Annotated in this window: 13 protein-coding genes; 10 read left to right on the top strand and 3 right to left on the bottom strand. The window is 72.5% G+C overall.

Going from position 1 to position 19,555, the window contains the following annotated elements; all coding sequences use genetic code 11:
- The 4 genes from dapF (at position 1) to hflX (ending at position 6,505) form a co-directional block, all read left to right on the top strand.
- Positions 1 to 873 (top strand): diaminopimelate epimerase, encoded by an 873-nt coding sequence (dapF, locus tag ACIQGQ_RS28705; protein WP_402400837.1) that lies wholly within the window; start codon positions 1 to 3, stop codon positions 871 to 873.
- Between the two features lie 189 nt (positions 874 to 1,062).
- Positions 1,063 to 3,207, top strand: a complete 2,145-nt coding sequence (locus ACIQGQ_RS28700) for a RelA/SpoT family protein (protein ID WP_402400835.1) — start codon at positions 1,063 to 1,065, stop codon at positions 3,205 to 3,207.
- 178 nt (positions 3,208 to 3,385) lie between these two features.
- Complete coding sequence (locus ACIQGQ_RS28695) at positions 3,386 to 4,840, top strand: M1 family metallopeptidase (RefSeq protein ID WP_402400834.1); 1,455 nt, start codon at positions 3,386 to 3,388, stop codon at positions 4,838 to 4,840.
- 141 nt (positions 4,841 to 4,981) lie between these two features.
- Positions 4,982 to 6,505, top strand: a complete 1,524-nt coding sequence (gene hflX / locus ACIQGQ_RS28690; protein WP_402400832.1) for a GTPase HflX — start codon at positions 4,982 to 4,984, stop codon at positions 6,503 to 6,505.
- Positions 6,506 to 6,590: 85 nt separating this feature from the next.
- On the opposite strand, the gene ACIQGQ_RS28685 is transcribed toward hflX, so the two are convergent.
- Together ACIQGQ_RS28685 and ACIQGQ_RS28680 are read right to left on the bottom strand one after the other, a co-directional pair.
- Complete coding sequence (locus ACIQGQ_RS28685) at positions 6,591 to 7,760, bottom strand: trypsin-like serine peptidase (RefSeq protein ID WP_402400830.1); 1,170 nt, start codon at positions 7,758 to 7,760, stop codon at positions 6,591 to 6,593.
- Positions 7,761 to 7,990: 230 nt separating this feature from the next.
- The gene (locus ACIQGQ_RS28680; protein ID WP_402400828.1) at positions 7,991 to 9,205 is read right to left on the bottom strand and encodes a trypsin-like serine peptidase; all 1,215 of its coding nucleotides are present in this window, start codon (positions 9,203 to 9,205) and stop codon (positions 7,991 to 7,993) included.
- A gap of 330 nt (positions 9,206 to 9,535) precedes the next feature.
- Between ACIQGQ_RS28680 and ACIQGQ_RS28675 the strand changes: the two genes are divergently transcribed.
- Genes ACIQGQ_RS28675 through ACIQGQ_RS28655 form a run of 5 tightly spaced genes read left to right on the top strand, consistent with a single transcriptional unit; the run spans position 9,536 to position 17,562 of the window.
- Positions 9,536 to 10,909 carry a diaminobutyrate--2-oxoglutarate transaminase family protein gene (locus tag ACIQGQ_RS28675; protein WP_402400825.1) on the top strand — a complete coding sequence of 458 codons (1,374 nt, stop codon included), beginning with the start codon at positions 9,536 to 9,538 and terminating at the stop codon, positions 10,907 to 10,909.
- Positions 10,910 to 10,938: 29 nt separating this feature from the next.
- A complete protein-coding gene (locus tag ACIQGQ_RS28670; RefSeq protein ID WP_402400823.1) occupies positions 10,939 to 12,840 on the top strand; it encodes an IucA/IucC family protein in 1,902 nt (633 codons plus the stop codon).
- A 40-nt stretch (positions 12,841 to 12,880) separates the two neighbouring features.
- Positions 12,881 to 13,636, top strand: a complete 756-nt coding sequence (locus ACIQGQ_RS28665; RefSeq protein ID WP_402400820.1) for a GNAT family N-acetyltransferase — start codon at positions 12,881 to 12,883, stop codon at positions 13,634 to 13,636.
- A gap of 60 nt (positions 13,637 to 13,696) precedes the next feature.
- Positions 13,697 to 15,553, top strand: a complete 1,857-nt coding sequence (locus ACIQGQ_RS28660; RefSeq protein WP_402400818.1) for an IucA/IucC family protein — start codon at positions 13,697 to 13,699, stop codon at positions 15,551 to 15,553.
- 38 nt (positions 15,554 to 15,591) lie between these two features.
- Positions 15,592 to 17,562, top strand: coding sequence for an ATP-dependent DNA helicase (locus ACIQGQ_RS28655; protein WP_402400815.1), 1,971 nt, complete (start codon positions 15,592 to 15,594; stop codon positions 17,560 to 17,562).
- A gap of 97 nt (positions 17,563 to 17,659) precedes the next feature.
- Here the strand turns inward: ACIQGQ_RS28655 and lexA are convergent, their stop codons facing one another.
- On the bottom strand, positions 17,660 to 18,454 hold the full coding sequence (lexA, locus tag ACIQGQ_RS28650; RefSeq protein ID WP_402400812.1) for a transcriptional repressor LexA: 795 nt from the start codon (positions 18,452 to 18,454) through the stop codon (positions 17,660 to 17,662).
- A gap of 492 nt (positions 18,455 to 18,946) precedes the next feature.
- Here lexA and nrdR point away from each other — a divergent pair, with 492 nt between their 5' ends.
- Positions 18,947 to 19,453: a transcriptional regulator NrdR gene (gene nrdR / locus ACIQGQ_RS28645; protein ID WP_366296814.1), complete on the top strand. Its 507-nt coding sequence runs from the start codon at positions 18,947 to 18,949 to the stop codon at positions 19,451 to 19,453.
- The last annotated feature ends 102 nt before the right edge of the window (positions 19,454 to 19,555 follow it).

The raw sequence follows: 19,555 nt of genomic DNA, 5'->3' as shown, positions 1-19,555 counted from the left end.
GTGAGCACCTCGCAGATCGCCTTCCTCAAGGGTCACGGCACCGAGAACGACTTCGTGATCATCCCCGACCCGGACAACGGGATCGACCTGCCCGCCGCCGCGGTCGCCCGGCTCTGCGACCGCCGCGCCGGAATCGGCGGCGACGGGGTGCTGCACGTCGTACGGTCCGCCGCGCACCCCGAGGCGCGGGGCATGGCGGACGAGGCCGAGTGGTTCATGGACTACCGCAACGCCGACGGCTCGATCGCCGAGATGTGCGGCAACGGGGTACGGGTCTTCGCCCACTACCTCCAGCGCGCCGGACACACCGGGGCGGGCGACCTCGCCGTGGCGACCCGGGGCGGCGTCAAGCGGGTCCACATCGCCAAGGACGGCGCCATCACGGTCTCCATGGGGCGCGCGCTGCTGCCCGGGGACGGGGTCACCGTCACCCTCGGCGGCCGCAGCTGGCCCGCCCGCAACGTGAACATGGGCAACCCCCACGCGGTCGCCTTCGTCGAGGACCTGGCCCACGCCGGCGACCTGCTCTCCGTGCCGCCCTACAGCCCCGCGGCGGTCTACCCCGAGGGCGTGAACATCGAGTTCGTGGTGGACCGCGGGCCGCGCCACGTCGCCATGCGGGTCCACGAGCGCGGCTCCGGCGAGACCCGCTCCTGCGGCACGGGCGCCTGCGCCGTGGCCGTCGCCGCGGCCCGCAGGGACGGCGCCGACCCCGCGCTGACCGGCACCCCGGCCACGTACACCGTCGACCTCCCCGGCGGCACGCTCGTGATCACCGAGCTGCCGGACGGAGAGATCGAGATGACCGGACCGGCCGAGATCGTCGCCGAGGGGCACCTCGACCCCGCCTGGTACGAGGCACTGACCGGCTGACCGATGGGCGCGGGAGCCCGGTCCGGACCAAACAACGGGCTTTGGATCTTCGCTCGAATGGGTGATCCGTTTCACGCTGGGCGAGAGCGGGACTCCGCCACGTGGTGGGCTCGATAGCATCAAGCACCGGCCCGGAGACGCGACCGCGCCCTCCCGCCGCCGGTCGACGTCGCCGGAGGTGCCCCCCCCATGAGTGCAGAGGCCGCCAGCCCAGGTGCTCCCATCCGCAGACGGGCTCGCCCCCGGATCGACCTGCGCAGGCTGGGCCGGGTCGCACTGCGCGGCTCCACCTCCCGCGACCGGCTGCCCGACGCCATCGGCCATGTGGCGGAGACCCACCGGGCCCACCACCCGGACGCCGACCTCTCGATCCTGCACCGGGCCTACGTACTCGCCGAGTCCTCGCACCGGGGCCAGACGCGCAAGAGCGGCGAGCCGTACATCACGCACCCGCTCGCGGTCACGCTGATCCTCGCCCAGCTCGGCGCCGAGACCACGACGCTCACCGCCTCGCTCCTCCACGACACCGTCGAGGACACCGAGGTGACCCTCGATCAGGTCCAGGAGCAGTTCGGCGACGAGGTCCGCTACCTCGTCGACGGTGTCACCAAGCTGGAGAAGGTCGACTACGGGGCGGCCGCCGAGCCGGAGACCTTCCGCAAGATGCTGGTCGCCACCGGGGACGACGTCCGGGTCATGTCGATCAAGCTCGCCGACCGGCTGCACAACATGCGCACCCTCGGCGTGATGCGCCCCGAGAAACAGGCAAGGATCGCCAAGGTCACCCGGGACGTACTGATCCCGTTGGCCGAACGGCTCGGGGTGCAGGCCCTCAAGACCGAGCTGGAGGACCTGGTCTTCGCGATCCTCCACCCCGAGGAGTACGAGCGGACCCGCGAACTGATCGCCGCCGCGGCCCACGGGGACGGCTCCGCGACGGACCGTCAGGATCCGCTCACCGCCATCTCGGAGAACGTCACGGCGGTGCTGCGCGAGGCCGGTATTCCGGCCGAAGTCCTCATCCGTCCGCGTCACTTCGTCTCCGTGCACCGGGTCGGGGCCAAGCGCGGCGAACTGCGCGGCACCGACTTCGGCCGGCTCCTGGTCCTCGTCGGGGAGGACGCCGACTGCTACGCGGTCCTCGGCGAGCTGCACACCTGCTTCACCCCGGTGATCTCCGAGTTCAAGGACTTCGTCGCCGCCCCCAAGTTCAACCTGTACCAGTCCCTGCACACCGCCGTCGTCGGTCCGGACGGAGCGGTCGCCGAGATCCTCATCCGCACCCACCGCATGCACACGGTCGCCGAGGCCGGCGTCATCGCCCTCGGCAATCCGTACGCCTCCGACGGCGCCCCCGCCTCCCAGGGGGCCGAACCCGCCGACGGGGAGCGCGCCGACCCCACCCGCCCCGGCTGGCTCTCCCGCCTCCTCGAATGGCAGCAGTCCGCCCCCGACCCCGACACCTTCTGGACCACGCTCCGCGCCGACCTGGCCCAGGACCGCGAGATCACCGTCTTCCGGACCGACGGCGGCACGCTCGGGCTCCCCGCCGGAGCCAGCTGCGTCGACGCCGCCTACGCCCAGTACGGCGACGCCGCCCACCACTGCATCGGCGCCCGGGTCAACGGCCGGCTGGCCACCCTCGGCACCGTGCTCCACGACGGCGACACCGTGCAGCCGCTCCTCGCCGAGGACGCCGCGTCGGCCCCCTCGCCTGACTGGCTCGACCACGCCCGCACCCCCGCCGCCCGCATCGCCATCAGCGGCTGGCTGGACACCCACCCCGAGGACACCCGCGCCCCGCACGGCTCCCGTCCCGAGCGGACCGGCGCCGGACAGCCGACGGGCCACGCCCGGACCACCGCGTTCGCCGAGCCCGCCGGTGCCGCGCCCACCGTGACCGACCGGCCGGACGCCTCCGTACGGATCGCGGGCTGCTGCACCCCCGCGCCCCCCGACGCCGTCACCGGCTTCGTCGTGCACGGCGGCGCGGTCACCGTCCACCGGCAGGCCTGCTCCGCCGTCACCCGCATGCGGTCCGCCGGGCGGACGCCGGTCGGGGTGAGCTGGGGCGAGGCCACCGACTGCCGGGTCACTCTGGTCGCCGAGTCCTTCGGCCGCCCCCGGCTGCTCGCCGACCTCACCGAGGCGATCGCCACCGCCGGGGCGGCCATCGTCTCCGCCACCGTGGAGCCCCCCAGCGAACAGCGGGTCCGCCACACCTACACCCTGGAACTGCCCGACACGGCCGGGCTCCCGGCCCTGATGCGCGCGATGCGCGAGGTGCCCGGGGTGTACGACGTGAGCCGCGCCCACCGACCCGCCACGGTCTGACCCGGACGGAACGCCCCGGGCCGTTCCGTCCGGATCGTGCGGGGCCCGCGGGGTCCGGAGCCGGCCCGATCCGAAAAGGAACGGCCCGGGCCCGCCGCCATCCGCCACACCGTTCTCATTCGGGTGGCGCGGCGCGCGCCGCGCCTGTCCGGCGGGGAGTCGCTGGTAGCGGTAGTCCATGCCGTTCATCTCCCGCCGGCTGCGGGCCGTCCTGCTGGCCGCCGCATCCGCCACCCTGGTCGCAGCCACCCTCCCCTCACCCGTGCCGCTCGGCATCGGGGACCCGCTCTTCCCCGAGCTCGGCAACCCCGGCTACGACGTCCGCTCCTACGACATCTCGTTCGCCTACCACGGCGACAACAGCAAGCCGCTCGACGCCGTCACCAGGATCGACGCCCGGACCACCGCGCCGCTGGACCGGATCAACCTCGACTTCACCCGGGGCACCGTCCGTTCCGTCGAGGTCAACGGCCTGAGCGCCGACTTCGCGCTCAAGGACGAGGACCTGGTCATCCAGCCGGCCGGCCGGCTGCCCGCCGGGGTTCCGGTCCGGATCACCGTCCGCCACACCAGCGACCCGACCGGCTCCGAGGACAGCGGCGGCTGGGTGCGCACCTCCGACGGACTGGCGATGGCCAACCAGGCCGACGCCGCGCACCGGGTCTTCCCCAGCAACGACCACCCCGCCGACAAGGCGTACTTCACCTTCCGGGTCACCGCCCCGCGCGACCTCACCGTGGTGGCCAACGGACTGCCCGCCGGGGAGGTCCGGCGCGGTACCGACACCACCTGGACGTACCGCACCGCCCACCCCATGGCCACCGAACTGGCCCAGGTCTCCATCGGGCGCTCCGCCGTCCTGCACCGGACGGGTCCGCACGGGCTCCCGGTCCGTGACGTGGTGCCCGCCGCCGACCGCGAGCGGCTCGAACCCCGGCTCAGCAGGACCCCCGCCCAGCTGGAGTGGATGGAGCAGAAGGTCGGCCGCTACCCCTTCGAGGCGTACGGGCTGCTGGTGGCCGACACCCGTACCGGCTTCGAGCTGGAGACCCAGACGCTCTCGCTCTTCGAGCGGGCCCTCTTCCTCGACAGCGGCTACCCCGACTGGTACCTCGACTCGATCATGGTCCACGAGCTGGCCCACCAGTGGTTCGGCGACAGCGTCGCCCCCCGGCGCTGGTCCGACCTGTGGCAGAACGAGGGTCACGCCACCTGGTACGAGGCCCGCTACGCCGGGGAGCACGGCGGCCCGTCCCTGGAGAGCCGGATGCGCGCGGCCTACACCCGGTCCGACGGCTGGCGCGCCGCGGGCGGCCCCCCGGCCCGCCCCGACGCCCCGGTCCCCGGAGAGAAGATCAGCCTCTTCCGGCCGGTGGTGTACGACGGCAGCGCACTGGTCCTGTACGCGCTGCGCCAGGAGATCGGCGAGCGCGCCTTCGACCTGCTGGAACGGGAGTGGGTGCGTGAGCACCGGGACGGCGACGCCGCGACCACGGACTTCGTCCGGCTGGCGTCGCGCGCCGCGGGCCGCGACCTGACCGCGTTCCTCGACGCCTGGCTGTACGGGACGAAGACCCCGCCCATGCCGGGCCACCCGGACTGGCACAGCGACGCCCCGGCCCGGCACCGGTAAACGGGGTGACCGGCGGGAGCGGCGCGTGCCACTATCGACGGGTCGCCGCGGCGGCCGGACCGGAGAATCCCCCTCGGGAATCTTCGGAAGGGGTCACGCGTTGTGACTGATGCAACGGGTTTCCAACGACGTAAGGATCCAATGACCTCCTCTTCTTCCCTTCCCCAGGACGCGCAGGACGCGCAGAGCGCTACGGAGAACATGACCGAGAGCCTCACCGAGGGCCTCCGGGCCGACGCCCTGATGGAAGAGGACGTCGCCTGGAGCCACGAGATCGACGGAGAGCGGGACGGCGAGCAGTTCGACCGCTCCGAGCGCGCCGCGCTGCGGCGTGTGGCCGGGCTCTCCACCGAGCTCGACGACGTCACCGAAGTCGAGTACCGGCAGCTGCGCCTGGAGCGCGTGGTGCTGGTCGGCGTCTGGACCTCGGGAACGGTGCGTGACGCGGAGAACTCCCTCGCAGAGCTGGCCGCACTGGCGGAGACGGCGGGCGCCCAGGTGCTCGACGCCGTCTTCCAGCGCCGCGACAAGCCCGACCCGGCCACCTACATCGGTTCGGGCAAGGCGCTGGAGCTGCGTGACATCGTCCTCGAATCCGGGGCCGACACCGTCGTCTGCGACGGTGAGCTCAGCCCCGGCCAGCTGATCCACCTGGAAGACGTCGTCAAGGTCAAGGTGGTCGACCGGACCGCCCTGATCCTCGACATCTTCGCCCAGCACGCCAAGTCCCGCGAGGGGAAGGCTCAGGTGTCGCTCGCGCAGATGCAGTACATGCTGCCGAGGCTGCGCGGCTGGGGTCAGTCGCTCTCCCGCCAGATGGGCGGCGGCGGTTCCTCCAGCGGCGGCGGGGGCATGGCCACCCGTGGCCCCGGTGAGACCAAGATCGAGACGGACCGGCGCCGGATCCGCGAGAAGATGGCGAAGATGCGCCGGGAGATCGCGGAGCTGAAGACGAGCCGCGAGATCAAGCGCCAGGAGCGCAAGCGCAACAAGGTGCCGTCGGTCGCCATCGCCGGTTACACCAACGCGGGGAAGTCCTCCCTGCTCAACCGGCTGACCGGGGCGGGCGTCCTGGTGGAGAACGCGCTGTTCGCCACCCTGGACCCCACCGTCCGCCGGGCCGAGACGCCGAGCGGCCGGGTCTACACCCTGGCCGACACCGTCGGGTTCGTACGGCATCTGCCGCACCACCTCGTCGAGGCGTTCCGTTCCACGATGGAGGAGGTCGGCGACTCCGACCTGATCCTGCACGTGGTGGACGGCGCCCATCCGGCGCCGGAGGAGCAGCTCGCCGCGGTGCGCGAGGTGGTCCGCGAGGTCGGCGCGGTGGACGTGCCCGAGATCGTGGTGATCAACAAGGCGGACGCGGCCGATCCGCTGGTGCTCCAGCGGCTGCTGCGCATCGAGAAGCACGCGATCGCCGTCTCGGCGCGCACCGGTGCCGGGATCGACGAGCTGCTCCAGCTCATCGACGCCGAGCTGCCGAGGCCGTCGGTCGAGATCGAGGCGCTCGTGCCGTACATCCAGGGCGGACTGGTCTCCCGGGTGCACGCCGAGGGCGAGCTGGTCTCCGAGGAGCACACCTCGGAGGGCACGCTGATCCGGGCCCGGGTGCACGAGGAGCTGGCGGCCGAGCTCTCCTCGTTCGTCGCCGTGGCGCACTGACCGTCCCGTACGGCACCGTCCGACAACGAGCCGAAGGCCCGCCCCTTGCCGGGGGCGGGCCTTCGGGCCGTTCGGCGGACAGGACCTACCGGCCGGAGAACCGCTTGCTGGTGGCGTCGAAGGCGGCCTTCGCGCCCGCGCCCAGCTGGGGACCGGCGAGCCAGCCCGAGGTCACCGGGCCGATCGAGGTGTTGGAGACCAGTACGGACTTGCCGTCCCGGCCCGCGACGAACCAGCCGCCGCCGGAGGAGCCGCCGGTCATGGTGCAGCCGATACGGTACATCGCCGGGGTGTTCGGGCTGATCGAGAGCCGGCCCGGGCGGTCGACGCACTTGTGCATGATCAGGCCGTCGTACGGGGGAGCGGCCGGGTAGCCCCAGGCGCCCATGCCGCTGATCCGCGAGATCTCCGGGGCGTTGAACTCGACCTCCAGGGCGTTGCCCACGGTCTCCTCCAGCGACTTGGTGCCCTGCTCCGGCTTCACGTGCAGCACCGCGTAGTCGTACGGGGCGCCCTCGCCGCCGGTGGGGCCGCCGTCCTTGATCCACTCGCCGGACGTCGTCGCCCAGTCCGCCCAGTACGCGCCGTACGGGGCGACCTCCTGAGGCTGCGCGTTCCGCAGCGCGGCGGCGGACTTGCCCTGGTCGTTGTACGCGGGCACGAAGGCGATGTTGCGGTACCAGCCGCCGCTCGAACCGGCGTGCACGCAGTGCCCGGCGGTCCACACCAGGTTGGACCTGCCCGGGTTCTGCGGGTCCTTGACGACCGTGCCCGAGCAGACCATCGAGCCCTCGGGGGAGTCGAAGAACACCTTGCCGACCGGGGCCGCGTAGTTGTGGTACGGCGTCTTCTCCCGCTCGGCCTGCACCGGCTTGGGCTCCGGGTCGGAGACGCCCTGGCCGCCGGTGACGTCGCCCGCGGCCATCGTCTTCGCCGGGTCCTTGGCCGACTTCATCCGGTCGGGGTTCCAGAGCCCCTCGATGACCGGGTTGACGAAGTCCTTGGCCTCACGCAGCCACTTGTCCTTGTCCCAGTTCTTCCACTCGCCGTTCTTCCACTTCTCCGGGTCGACGCCGTGCTTCTTCAGCGTGTCGGCCAGCCCGCCGGGCAGTGAACCGCCGCCGTCCTGGCCGGCCGTGGCGCTCGCCGAGGGCTTGGCGGCCGCGCCGTCCTCCTCGGGGCCGCAGGCCGTCGTCGTCAGAGCGAGCGCGGCGACGAGGCCGGTCGCGGCGAGCAGTGGACGTATGGATCGCATGGAGCCGATTCCCCCTGAAATACCTGAATTGCCATGAACTTGTCACACGGGTCGGCGGCCCTGTGCTCGGCGGCCGACCTGCGCAGGGGCCACCCTATGACGGCCCGGGGTGTGCTTTGCGCCATCGCGGACCGGGTACGAAGCGAGGGGCCCCCGGCGCGCCAGTCGCGCACCGGGGGCCCTGATGGATCGTCAATTCCGTTGCTCTGGGCGGAGTTGACGATTCCGTGTCACTGTCCCGCGTACTTCTTGCTCACCGACTCGTAGATGCCCTTGGCCACATCACCGAAGCGCGGACCGGCCAGCCAGCCGGCGGTCACCGGGCCGATGGAGGTGTTCGAGACCAGTGCGGGCTTGCCGTCCTGCCCCGTGGCGACCCAGCCGCCGCCGGAGGAGCCGCCGGTCATGGAGCAGCCGATGCGGTACATCGTCGGGTCCTGCGCGGTCAGCGAGAGCCGGCCCGGCCGGTCCTTGCACTGGAACGCCCTCTGGCCGTCGTACGGCGGAGCGGCCGGGAAGCCGGTCGCCGTCATGGCGGAGATCTTCGGCACGGCCGGGGCGTTGAACTCGACGGGCAGCGCCGAACCGACCGTCTCCTCCAGGGACTTGCCCGACGCACCCTTCTCCGGCGTCACATGCAGCACCGCGTAGTCGTAGGGCGCGCCCTGGCCGCCCGACGAGGCCCCCTGCGAGATCCACTGGTCGGAGGTCTGCGCCCAGTCGCCCCACCACACGCCGTAGGGAGCGATCTGCTCCTTGGTCGCCTTCTTCAGCGCGGACGTCGGCATGCCCTGGTTGTTGTACGACGGCACGAAGGCGATGTTGCGGTACCAGCCGCCCTTCTTGCCCGCGTGCACGCAGTGCCCGGCGGTCCACACCAGGTTGGACTTCCCCGGGTGCGCCGGGTCCGTGACCACGGTTGCCGAGCAGACCATGGTGCCCTCGGGGCTGTCGAAGAGCAGCTTCCCGGACGCCGGGGCGCTGTCGTGGTACGGCGTCGCGACACCGGTGGCCCGGACCGGCACGGGTGTCGGGTCCGTCACGCCCGCGTCGCCGGAGATGTCGTTGTCGACCGGCTGCTCGGGGGACTTGTCCGCGTCCCGCATGCGGTCCGGGTCCCAGAGCCCGTCGATGATCGGGTTGACGAAGTCCTTGGCCTCACGCAGCCAGGTCTCCTTGTCCCAGTTCTTCCACTCGCCGTTCTTCCACTTGTCGAGATCGATCCCGTGTTCCTTGAGGCGGTTCTTCAGGTCCTCGGGAATCTTGATCTTGCCGTTCGCGGACGGGTCGGCGGAGACGCTCGACGCGCCGTCCGCGTTGTCCTCCTCGGGCCCGCAGCCGGTGGCGGTCAGTGCGAGGGCCGCGGCCACGGCGGCCACGGCGAGCACCGGCCGACGGCGCCCCCTTCCCTGACGTGTGGCGAGAGCCGGTCGAACGAGTCGCATGTGGTGATCCCCCTGGGACTTCCGTAACCCAACACTTCCGTACAGCACTTCGGCGGCGCTCCGAGCCGGCCGCTCCGAACACCTCCGAGGACGATCGGACGAGTGTCCGGATTCCTGTGCGGCCCCCACTATGCCGGTGCCGATGGGGACGGCGACCGGCAGGTCCGTGGTTCCGCGGCCGCAAGGATCTTCCGATTTACCCGTGATCCACCGCGTTCGGCGTCGTTGGTACGTGCGGAAGCGCCGGGAACAGCGTTCACTCCCGCACTTTGTCCGTGCGCCGGCGAACCGATGTGCAACGCAACCGTTACAGCAGGAGGACCGAAAGCCGTGGCCGTGACCGAATCAGCCCCGGTGGCAGCACCGGCGGTGCACGAAGGGATTCTGCGCCGTCAGTCCCTGCGGGAATCCGCCGCCCGGACCTATGCGCGCTCGCTGCCGATCGTGCCGGTAAGGGCCCGCGGGCTGACCATCGAGGGAGCGGACGGGCGGCGCTATCTCGACTGCCTCTCCGGCGCGGGCACCCTGGCGCTCGGGCACAACCACCCGGTCGTCCTGGAGGCGATCAAGAAGGTGATCGACTCGGGGGCGCCGCTGCATGTCCTCGATCTGGCCACCCCGGTCAAGGACGCCTTCACCACGGAGCTGTTCGCCACGCTGCCCCGGCGGTTCGCCGAGAACGCCCGGATCCAGTTCTGCGGACCGGCGGGCACCGACGCGGTGGAGGCGGCCTTCAAACTGGTCCGCGGCGCGACCGGGCGCAACGGCCTGTTCGCCTTCACCGGCGCCTACCACGGGATGACGGCGGGAGCGCTCGCCGCGTCCGGAGGCGCCGAGGACGTCGCGGTGACCCGGCTGCCCTTCCCGCGCGACTACCGCTGCCCCTTCGGCGTCGGCGGGGAGCGCGGCGCCGAGATCGCCGCCCGGTGGACCGAGAACCTCCTCGACGACCCCAAGTCCGGCACCCCCCTGCCCGCCGGGATGATCCTCGAACCCGTCCAGGGCGAGGGCGGGGTGAATCCGGCGCCGGACGGCTGGATGCGCCGGATGCGCGAGATCACCGAGGCCCGCTCCGTCCCGCTGATCGCCGACGAGGTCCAGACCGGGGTCGGCCGCACCGGCGCCTTCTGGGCGGTCGAGCACAGCGGGATCGTGCCCGACGTGATGGTGCTCTCCAAGGCGATCGGCGGCTCCCTCCCGCTCGCCGTGATCGTCTACCGGGCCGAACTCGACACCTGGGAGCCCGGCGCCCACGCCGGCACCTTCCGGGGCAACCAGCTCGCGATGGCCGCCGGCACGGCCACCCTCGCCTACGTACGGGAGAACCGCCTCGCCGAGCGCGCCGCCACCCTCGGGGCCCGGATGCTCGCCCGCCTGCGGGCGCTGGCCGCCGACCACCCCACCCTCGGCGACGTGCGCGGACGCGGCCTGATGATCGGGATCGAACTGGTCGACCCGGAAGCCGACGGCGACGGCCCCGAACCCCCGCCGGCCCCCGCCCTCGCCGCGGCCGTCCAGCAGGAGTGCCTGCGCCGCGGCCTCATCGTCGAGCTCGGCGGACGCCACTCCACCGTCGTACGCCTCCTCCCGCCCCTGACCCTCACCGATGAACAGGCGACCGCGGTCGTGGACCGCCTCGCCGACGCCCTGGCGGCCGCCGAGCGGCTGCCGCACCGCCGGATCACGACCGGGTCGGTCCGCTGACCCCGGACGCCCTCACGAGAAAGACCACCGTGAACCCCACCCCCACCCCCACTCCCACCCCCCACATCGACGGAGCCTCCCCCACTCCGCAGCGCGCACAGGCCGGGACCGCCGGCCCGCTCGTCCTCGAACAGTCCCTCGTGCCGCGGCAGATGACGGCCCCGCCCGAGGAGCGCCACCCCGCCGGAGCCCCGGTCCCCGCCGGGGCACCGGCCGACCCGCTCGACCACCCGGACCCGCACCGGGCCGCCGACACGGCGGGCACCGAGAACCTGCTGCGCTGCTGGGTCCGGGAGACCGGGCTGCACCGCCCGGACGGACCGGTGCTCCGCGTCGCCCTCCCCGCCAGCGGAACGGCCCTGCTCGTCCCCGTCCTGCACTGGTCGGACACCGGCTGGCACCGCTTCGGCCCGCCCGCCCTGGACGGGGCGCCCGAGGGCGCACCCCCCGCCGACGCCGTCACCGTCGCCACCCTCCTGGGCCGCGAGGCCGGCCGCGACCACGGCGCCGACCTGGTGGCCCGGGTGGCCGACTCGGTGCGCCGCACCGCCGACTTCATCGCCGAACGGCGCGGCGCCCCGCACCCCCCGGCCGGCGTCGACCTCTTCCTCACCGCCGAACAGTCACTGCTCCTCGGCCACCCGCTGCACCCCACCCCCAAGAGCCGCGAGGGGCTCTCCGAGGCCGAGTCCCGGCTCTACTCGCCCGAGTCGCACGGCTCCTTCCCGCTCCACTGGATGGCCGTCGACCGGTCCGTACTGGCCACCGACTCCGCCTGGACCGACAAGGGCCGCCCGGTGCCCGCCGCCGAACTGGTCGCCGCCCACGCCGAAGGGCTACGACTCCCGGACGGCACCGCACCGCTGCCCCTCCACCCCTGGCAGGCCCGGGAGCTGCGCCACCGCCCCGAGGTGGCCGCCCTGTTCGACGCCGGGCTCCTCCACGACCTGGGACCGCACGGCGAGCGCTGGCACCCCACCTCCTCGGTCCGCACCGTGCACCAGCCCGGCGCCGACGTCATGCTCAAGCTCTCCCTGGGCGTCCGCATCACCAACTCCCGCCGGGAGAACCTCCGCAAGGAACTCCACCGCGGCGTCGAGGTCCACCGGCTGCTCCGCAGCGGACTCGCCACCGAATGGCACGCCGCCCACCCGGAGTTCGACATCGTCCGGGACCCCGCCTGGCTCGCCGTCGACGGCCTCGACGCCGCCCCTGTCCGGGGACTCGACGTGATCCTGCGGCACAACCCGTTCGGGCCGCTGGACGACGCCGTCTGCATCGCGGCCCTGACCGCGCCGCGCCCCTGGCCGGGGCGGCCGGGCATGCGCTCGCGGCTCGCCGGGATCGTGCACGCGCTGGCCGCCGCCACCGGCCGGGGCACCGGCGCGGTCGCCACCGAGTGGTTCCTGCGCTACCTGGACCGTGTTGTACGCCCGGTGCTCTGGCTCGACGGCCGGGCCGGGGTGGCCCTCGAAGCGCATCAGCAGAACACCCTGGTCCTCCTGGACCAGGAGGGGTGGCCGGCCGGCGGCCGGTACCGGGACAACCAGGGCTACTACTTCCGCGAGTCGCACCGCGCCGCGCTGGAGGAGCGGCTCCCCGGCATCGGCACGCTGAGCGACACCTTCGTCTCCGACGCGGTCACCGACGAGCGGTTCGCCTACTACCTCGGCATCAACCACGTGTTCGGCCTGATCGGGGCCTTCGGCGCCCAGCGCCTCGCCGACGAGCGGGTACTGATCGCGGCCTTCCGCCGGTTCCTCGGCTCGGCCGCCGGTCTGGGCTCCCCGCTCACCGCACACCTGCTGGAGAAGCCGCACCTGCGCTGCAAGGCCAATCTGCTGACCCGGATGCACGGCCTGGACGAGCTGGTCGGGCCGGTCGACACCCAGTCCGTCTACGTCACCATGGCCAACCCCCTGCACGCCTGAGGGCCCGGCCACCGACCGACCGCCGAGAGGAGAACGCCCCGTGGCTCCCGCCGACGCGTACGCCGACGCCGGTACCGGCCCCGTCCCACCGGCCGACACCGGCGCCGACGACACCCTGGACCTGGAACTTCCCGAGGAACTCCGCGCCCTGTGCGGCGAGGACGCCCGAGCCGTCGGGAGCGACCGGGACCGGGGGGCCGGCGAGGAGCCGACGGCGGCCCACTCGTACCTGCTCGACCGCCCGGCCGACTGGCGCCCCGTCGCCACGTCGGCCGGGGTGTTCCAGCTCGTCCCCGTACGGCTGGAGCGCGACCTGGCCGTACTTAGCCGGTGGATGAACGACCCGGCGGTCGCGGCCTTCTGGGAGCTGGCCGGGTCCGAGGCCGTCACGGCCGCCCATCTGCGCCCCCAGCTCGACGGCGACGGGCGCAGCGTGCCCTGCCTCGGCGTGCTCGGAGGCGTCCCCATGAGCTACTGGGAGATCTACCGCGCCGATCTCGACCCGCTGGCCCGCCACTACCCGGCCCGCCCGCACGACACCGGGATCCACCTGCTCATCGGCGGTGTGAACGACCGCGGTCACGGCATCGGCACCACGCTGCTGAGGGCCGTCGCCGATCTCGTCCTCGACCACCGCCCCCAGTGCGCGCGGGTGGTCGCCGAGCCCGACCTCCGCAACACCCCGTCCGTCTCCGCGTTCCTGAGCGCCGGCTTCCGCTTCTCCGCGGAGCTGGAACTCCCCGACAAGCAAGCCGCCCTGATGGTCCGCGACCGAATCCACCGTGCCCACCTGTGAACGAACCGTTGCCCCACTCGCCCCGTTCGAACCCCATGGGTTCCACCCCGAGGAGTCCCCGTGCCGACATATCCCGAGAGCCATGAGCCAACAGCGGAGTCCGCCTCATCGCTCCGCACGCCCGAACTGGACCGCACGGTCTGGGACCGGGCCGCCGCCCGGCTTCTCGCCAAGACGCTCGAACAGTTCGCCTACGAGGGAGTCGTCGAGCCGGTCCGCCGGGCCGACACGTACACCCTCACCCTCGACGACGGCGGCAGCCTCGCCTTCCGTGCCCGGCGGGGGGCGTACGGGAGCTGGCACATCGTCCCGGACTCCGTCCTGGAGACCCCGCCGCCGCCCCCCGGCGAGGGACCGGCCACCGGCGCCACACCCTTCCGCGATCCGCTCCGCTTCCTCGTCCGCGCGCGTCGGCTGCTCGGCATCGACGGAGCCACCCTCGGCCACCTCATCCGCGAGATCACCACCACCCTCGCCGCCGACGTCCGCCTCGACCACACCGCGCTCACCGCCGCCGAGCTGGCCGACCTCGACTACGCGGAGCTGGAGGGGCACCAGACCGGCCACCCCTGGCTCGTCGCGAACAAGGGCCGCCTCGGCCTCTCCGCCGCCGACGCCGCGCGCTACACCCCCGAGGCCCGCACCCCGCTCGCCCTGCCGTGGATCGCCGTCTCCACCACCATCGCCGCCTACCGGGGCGCCTCCGGACTGACCGGCCCGGAGCAGCTCTACGCCCATGAGCTCGCCCCCTCGGTCCGCGCCTCCTTCGATGCCGTGCTCCGCTCCCGGGGCCTCGACCCCGGCGGCTACCTCTTCCTCCCCGTGCACCCCTGGCAGTGGGACGAATGGATCGTTCCGCTCTTCGCCCCCGCCCTCGCCGCCGGGGAGATCGTGCCGCTCCACACCGACCCGGACCTCCGACTGCCCCAGCAGTCCATCCGCACCTTCACCAATGTGAGCCGCCCGGACCGGCACTCCGTCAAGCTGCCGCTGTCGATCCTCAACACCCTGGTCTGGCGCGGACTGCCGACCGAGCGGACCCTCGCCGCCCCCGCCGTCACCACCTGGGTGCACGGCCTGCGCGACCAGGACGCCTTCCTCCGCGACACCTGCCGGGTCGTCCTCCTCGGCGAGGTCGCCTCCGTGACGGTCGAGCATCCGCTCTACGACCGCCTTCCCGAGGTTCCGTACCAGTTCAAGGAGATCCTCGGCGCGATCTGGCGCGAGCCCCTGCTGCCCCGGCTCGCCCCCGGTGAGCGGGCCCGGACCCTCGCCTCGCTGCTCCACACCGACCCGCACGGCCGCGCCTTCACCGCCGAGCTCGTCGCCCGCTCCGGGCTGACCCCCACCGCCTGGCTGACCCACCTCTTCGCCGCCCTGCTCCCGCCGCTGCTCCACTTCCTCTACCGGTACGGCACGGTCTTCTCCCCGCACGGCGAGAACGCCATCGTGGTCTTCGACGCGCGGGACGTGCCGGTACGCCTGGCGATCAAGGACTTCGTCGACGACGTCAACGTCAGCTCCCAGCCGCTGCCGGAGCACGAGACGATGCCCGAGGAGGTGCGCCGCATCCTGCTCACCGAGGACCCCTCCTTCCTCACCCAGTTCATCCACTCCGGGCTCTTCGTCGGTGTGTTCCGCTTCCTGTCGGCGCTCTGCGAGGAGCAGCTGGCGGTTCCCGAGGACGAATTCTGGTCACTCGTCCGGGCCGAGATCCTGCGCCACCACGCCCGCTTCCCGGAGCTCAAGGACCGGTTCGAGATGTTCGACCTGCTCACTCCCGAGATCGAGCGCCTCTGTCTGAACCGCAACCGGCTGCACGAGGACGGCTACCGGGACCGTCCGCAGCGCCCGCACGCCGCCCGCCACGGAACCGTGCCCAACCCGCTCGACCCCGCCGCCGGAGTCCGGGAGTGACCGCTGTTGTCAGTGGCGACCCGTACGCTGGTCGGGCTATGACGAAGCCATCCCTCCCCGAGCTCCTGCACGCCGCCGTGACCGCCGTCGGCGGTACGGAACGCCCCGGTCAGGCCGCCATGGCCGAGGCCGTCGCCGAGGCCGTGGACGACCAATCCCATCTGCTCGTCCAGGCCGGTACCGGCACCGGAAAGTCCCTCGGCTACCTGGTGCCCGCGCTCGCGCACGGGGAGCGGGTCGTGGTCGCCACGGCGACCCTGGCGCTCCAGCGCCAGCTGGTGGAGCGCGATCTTCCGCGTACGGTCGACGCCCTGCACCCGCTGCTGCGACGGCGCCCCCAGTTCGCCATGCTCAAGGGCCGGTCGAACTACCTGTGTCTGCACCGGCTCCACGAGGGGGTGCCGCAGGACGAGGAGGAGGGACTCTTCGACCCGTTCGAGGCCGCCGCCCCGTCGAGCAAGCTCGGCCAGGACCTGATCCGGCTGCGGGACTGGTCGGACGAGACGGAGACCGGGGACCGCGACGATCTCACCCCGGGCGTCTCCGACCGCGCCTGGGCACAGGTCTCCGTCTCCTCGCGCGAGTGCCTGTCCGCCTCGAAGTGCGCGTACGGGGCCGAGTGCTTCGCGGAGGCGGCCCGCGAGCGGGCCAAGCTCGCCGATGTCGTGGTCACCAACCACGCCCTTCTCGCCATCGACGCGATCGAGGGGGCCCCGGTGCTCCCGCAGCACGAGGTGCTGATCATCGACGAGGCCCATGAGCTGGTCTCCCGTGTCACCGGCGTGGCCACCGGCGAGCTCACCCCGGGCCAGGTCAACCGGGCGGTCCGCCGGGCGGCGAAGCTGGTCAACGAGAAGGCCGCCGACGCGCTGCAGACCGCCTCGGAGGGGTTCGAGCGGGTGATGGAGCTGGCGCTCCCCGGCCGTCTGGAGGAGGTCCCCGAGGACCTGAACTACGCGCTGCTGGCCCTGCGCGATGCCGCGCGGACGGTGATCTCCGCGCTGGGCGCGACCCGCGACAAGTCCGTCCAGGACGAGGACGCCGTGCGCAAGCAGGCCCTGGCCTCGGTGGAGTCGATCCACGGCGTCGCGGAGCGGATCACCCACGGTTCGGAGTACGACGTCGTCTGGTTCGAGCGCCACGACCGCTTCGGCGCCTCCCTGCGGGTCGCCCCGCTCTCCGTCTCGGGGCTGCTGCGGGAGAAGCTCTTCACCGAGCGGTCCGTCGTGCTGACCTCGGCCACGCTGAAGCTCGGCGGCGACTTCAACGGGGTGGGTGCATCCCTCGGGCTGTCCCCCGAGGGCGTCGAGGGCGAGGACCTCCCGCAGTGGAAGGGGCTGGATGTCGGCTCGCCGTTCGACTACCCCAAGCAGGGCATCCTCTACGTCGCCCGGCATCTGGCCACGCCGGGCCGGGAGGGCTCCCGTACCGACATGCTGGACGAGCTCGCCGAGCTGGTCGAGGCGGCGGGCGGGCGCACGCTCGGGCTGTTCTCCTCGATGCGGGCCGCCCAGGCCGCGGCCGAGGAGCTACGGGGCCGGCTGGACAAGCCGATCCTCCTCCAGGGCGAGGAGACGCTCGGCGAGCTGATCAAGAATTTCGCGGCCGACCCCGAGACCTGCCTCTTCGGCACGCTCTCGCTCTGGCAGGGCGTCGATGTGCCCGGGGCCAGCTGCCAGCTGGTGGTCATGGACCGCATCCCCTTCCCCCGCCCCGACGATCCACTGATGAGCGCGCGCCAGAAGGCGGTCGAGGAGGCGGGCGGCAACGGATTCATGGCCGTCGCGGCCACACATGCCGCGCTGCTGATGGCCCAGGGCGCCGGCCGGCTCGTCCGGGCGACGGGGGACAAGGGCGTGGTGGCCGTGCTCGATCCCCGTCTGGCCAACGCCCGGTACGGGAGCTATCTGCGCGCCTCGCTGCCCGACTTCTGGTACACCACCGATCGCAACCAGGCGCGTCGCTCGCTCGCGGCGATCGACGCGGCGGCCAAGGCGGACGGCCGCTAGAGCGCATCGGGCTTCCGTCCGGGAGCCCGGCTCCGGACATGAGCGAGCCCCGGGATCGGCGCAGTGGATCCCGGGGCCCGGTCGGAGGGGGCGGGCCTCACACCCGCCGCAGGACGGCCACCACCTTGCCGAGGATCGTCGCCTCGTCGCCCGGGATGGGCTGGTACGCCGCGTTGTGCGGAAGCAGCCAGACGTGGCCGTCCTCCCGCTTGAAGCGCTTGACGGTGGCCTCGCCGTCCAGCATGGCGGCCACGATGTCGCCGTTCTCCGCGACGGGCTGGCGGCGGACGGTGACCCAGTCGCCGTCGCAGATGGCCGCCTCGATCATCGAATCGCCGACGACCTTGAGAACGAACAGCTCACCGTCACCGACGAGCTGGCGGGGGAGGGGGAAGACGTCCTCGACCGACTCCTCGGCGAGGATGGGGCCGCCCGCCGCGATCCGGCCGACCAGGGGCACGTACGACGCCGCGGGCTTGCCGGTCGTGTCGGTGGGCTGCGAGCTGGGCTGGTCCGAACCGCGGACCTCGTACGCCCGGGGCCGGTGGGGGTCGCGACGGAGGAAGCCCTTCCGCTCCAGGGCCATCAGCTGGTGCGCCACGGAAGACGTGCTGGAGAGGCCCACCGCCTGGCCGATCTCCCGCATGGAGGGGGGGTAGCCGCGCCGCTGCACGGAATCCCGGATCACCTCGATGACACGACGCTGCCGGTCGGTGAGCCCCGAGCTGTCCGCCCGGATTCCAGGAGGGCGGCCGGGCAAGGAGCGCGCTGGGCGCGCGGAATCCGGCCCCTCCATGTTCGTGACTGAGTCGTTCATGGCATGCACCGGCTCGAATCGGCCCTGGGAGCGGTCCTGGGCGGTGATGGTGGCGCTGTCTGCGGTGGTGGTCACGTCGGCCCCTCTCGAATGGTCTCCCTGGCTGGACAACGGTAGTGGCTTTCGAAAGGTTGCGCCAAACACACGTTCGAGTGAAAAAGGGATAAAAGTCTGTCGCGTGTTCTTGGTCAGGTGTATGTGCGAGAACTGTGTGCCGGGCCCGCGCGGACCGGCCCGCCGGGTGGGTGGATGCCCCGTCCGGGGCGGGGCCGGGTGCCCGTCCGGGACCGTCGGGAGGGACCCGCGATCCCGGCCGCCGCGCCGTTCCCGTAACCTCTGATGCGGCCGCTACGCTGCCTGCCGGTCGCTCGTCACGGGCGACACGCGGTAGGGCCGAATGCGGGGCCAAACCCAAGATCTAGTGGTTGGATTGCTCCGGCCACCCAGAGGTTGTGGTCCTCGGTCGATCGAGGGTGTGGCCATCGCCTATGCTTGTGACAGCTTCGAAGGGCCCCGGCGGGCCCTGGTGAGGCTATTCAGTCGTGCTGTGAAGGAGGGTTCGGAGCCATGCACTGCCCCTTCTGCAGGCACCCCGACAGCCGGGTCGTCGACAGTCGCACCACCGATGACGGCACGTCGATCCGACGCCGTCGCCAGTGTCCCGACTGCGCCCGCCGTTTCACCACGGTGGAGACCTGTTCGCTGATGGTGGTGAAGCGGAGCGGCGTGACCGAGCCCTTCAGTCGGACCAAGGTCATCTCCGGCGTGCGCAAGGCGTGCCAGGGGCGGCCGGTCACCGAGGACGCCCTCGCCAAGCTCGGCCAGCGGGTCGAGGAGGCGGTACGGGCCACCGGGAGTGCCGAGCTGACCACGCACGACGTGGGCCTGGCCATCCTCGGCCCCCTGCGGGAACTCGACCTCGTCGCGTACCTGCGCTTCGCGTCCGTGTACCGGGCGTTCGACACACTCGAAGACTTCGAGGCCGCGATCGCGGAACTCCGCGAGTTGCGGCCCTCCACGGAAGAAGGCGGCGGGGCCGCGGAGGTCCCCGTTCCCGCCGGCGCCGCCGACTGATCGGCACCGGCCGGTCGTCGCGATCGCGCGAGGCCGGCCGCGGGGCGGCTTCATAGACCTGCTTCGGGCGTCCTGGGTGGCGTTCGAGGCATCAGAGACAGA

Source organism: Streptomyces sp. NPDC092952, from assembly GCF_044754785.1.
Taxonomy (GTDB): Bacteria; Actinomycetota; Actinomycetes; order Streptomycetales; family Streptomycetaceae; genus Streptomyces.
Note: the sequence above shows the minus strand (reverse complement) of the source record. Positions and strands in the feature narration are given on the sequence as shown.

Excerpts from the sequence above, each read along its gene's own strand:
- ACIQGQ_RS28695 (WP_402400834.1), top strand. The coding sequence starts at position 3,386 with ATGCCGTTCATCTCCCGCCGGCTGCGGGCCGTCCTGCTGGCCGCCGCA.
- ACIQGQ_RS28685 (WP_402400830.1), bottom strand. The coding sequence starts at position 7,760 with ATGCGATCCATACGTCCACTGCTCGCCGCGACCGGCCTCGTCGCCGCG.
- nrdR (WP_366296814.1), top strand. The coding sequence starts at position 18,947 with ATGCACTGCCCCTTCTGCAGGCACCCCGACAGCCGGGTCGTCGACAGT.
- ACIQGQ_RS28680 (WP_402400828.1), bottom strand. The coding sequence starts at position 9,205 with ATGCGACTCGTTCGACCGGCTCTCGCCACACGTCAGGGAAGGGGGCGC.
- hflX (WP_402400832.1), top strand. The coding sequence starts at position 4,982 with ATGACCTCCTCTTCTTCCCTTCCCCAGGACGCGCAGGACGCGCAGAGC.
- ACIQGQ_RS28655 (WP_402400815.1), top strand. The coding sequence starts at position 15,592 with ATGACGAAGCCATCCCTCCCCGAGCTCCTGCACGCCGCCGTGACCGCC.
- ACIQGQ_RS28700 (WP_402400835.1), top strand. The coding sequence starts at position 1,063 with ATGAGTGCAGAGGCCGCCAGCCCAGGTGCTCCCATCCGCAGACGGGCT.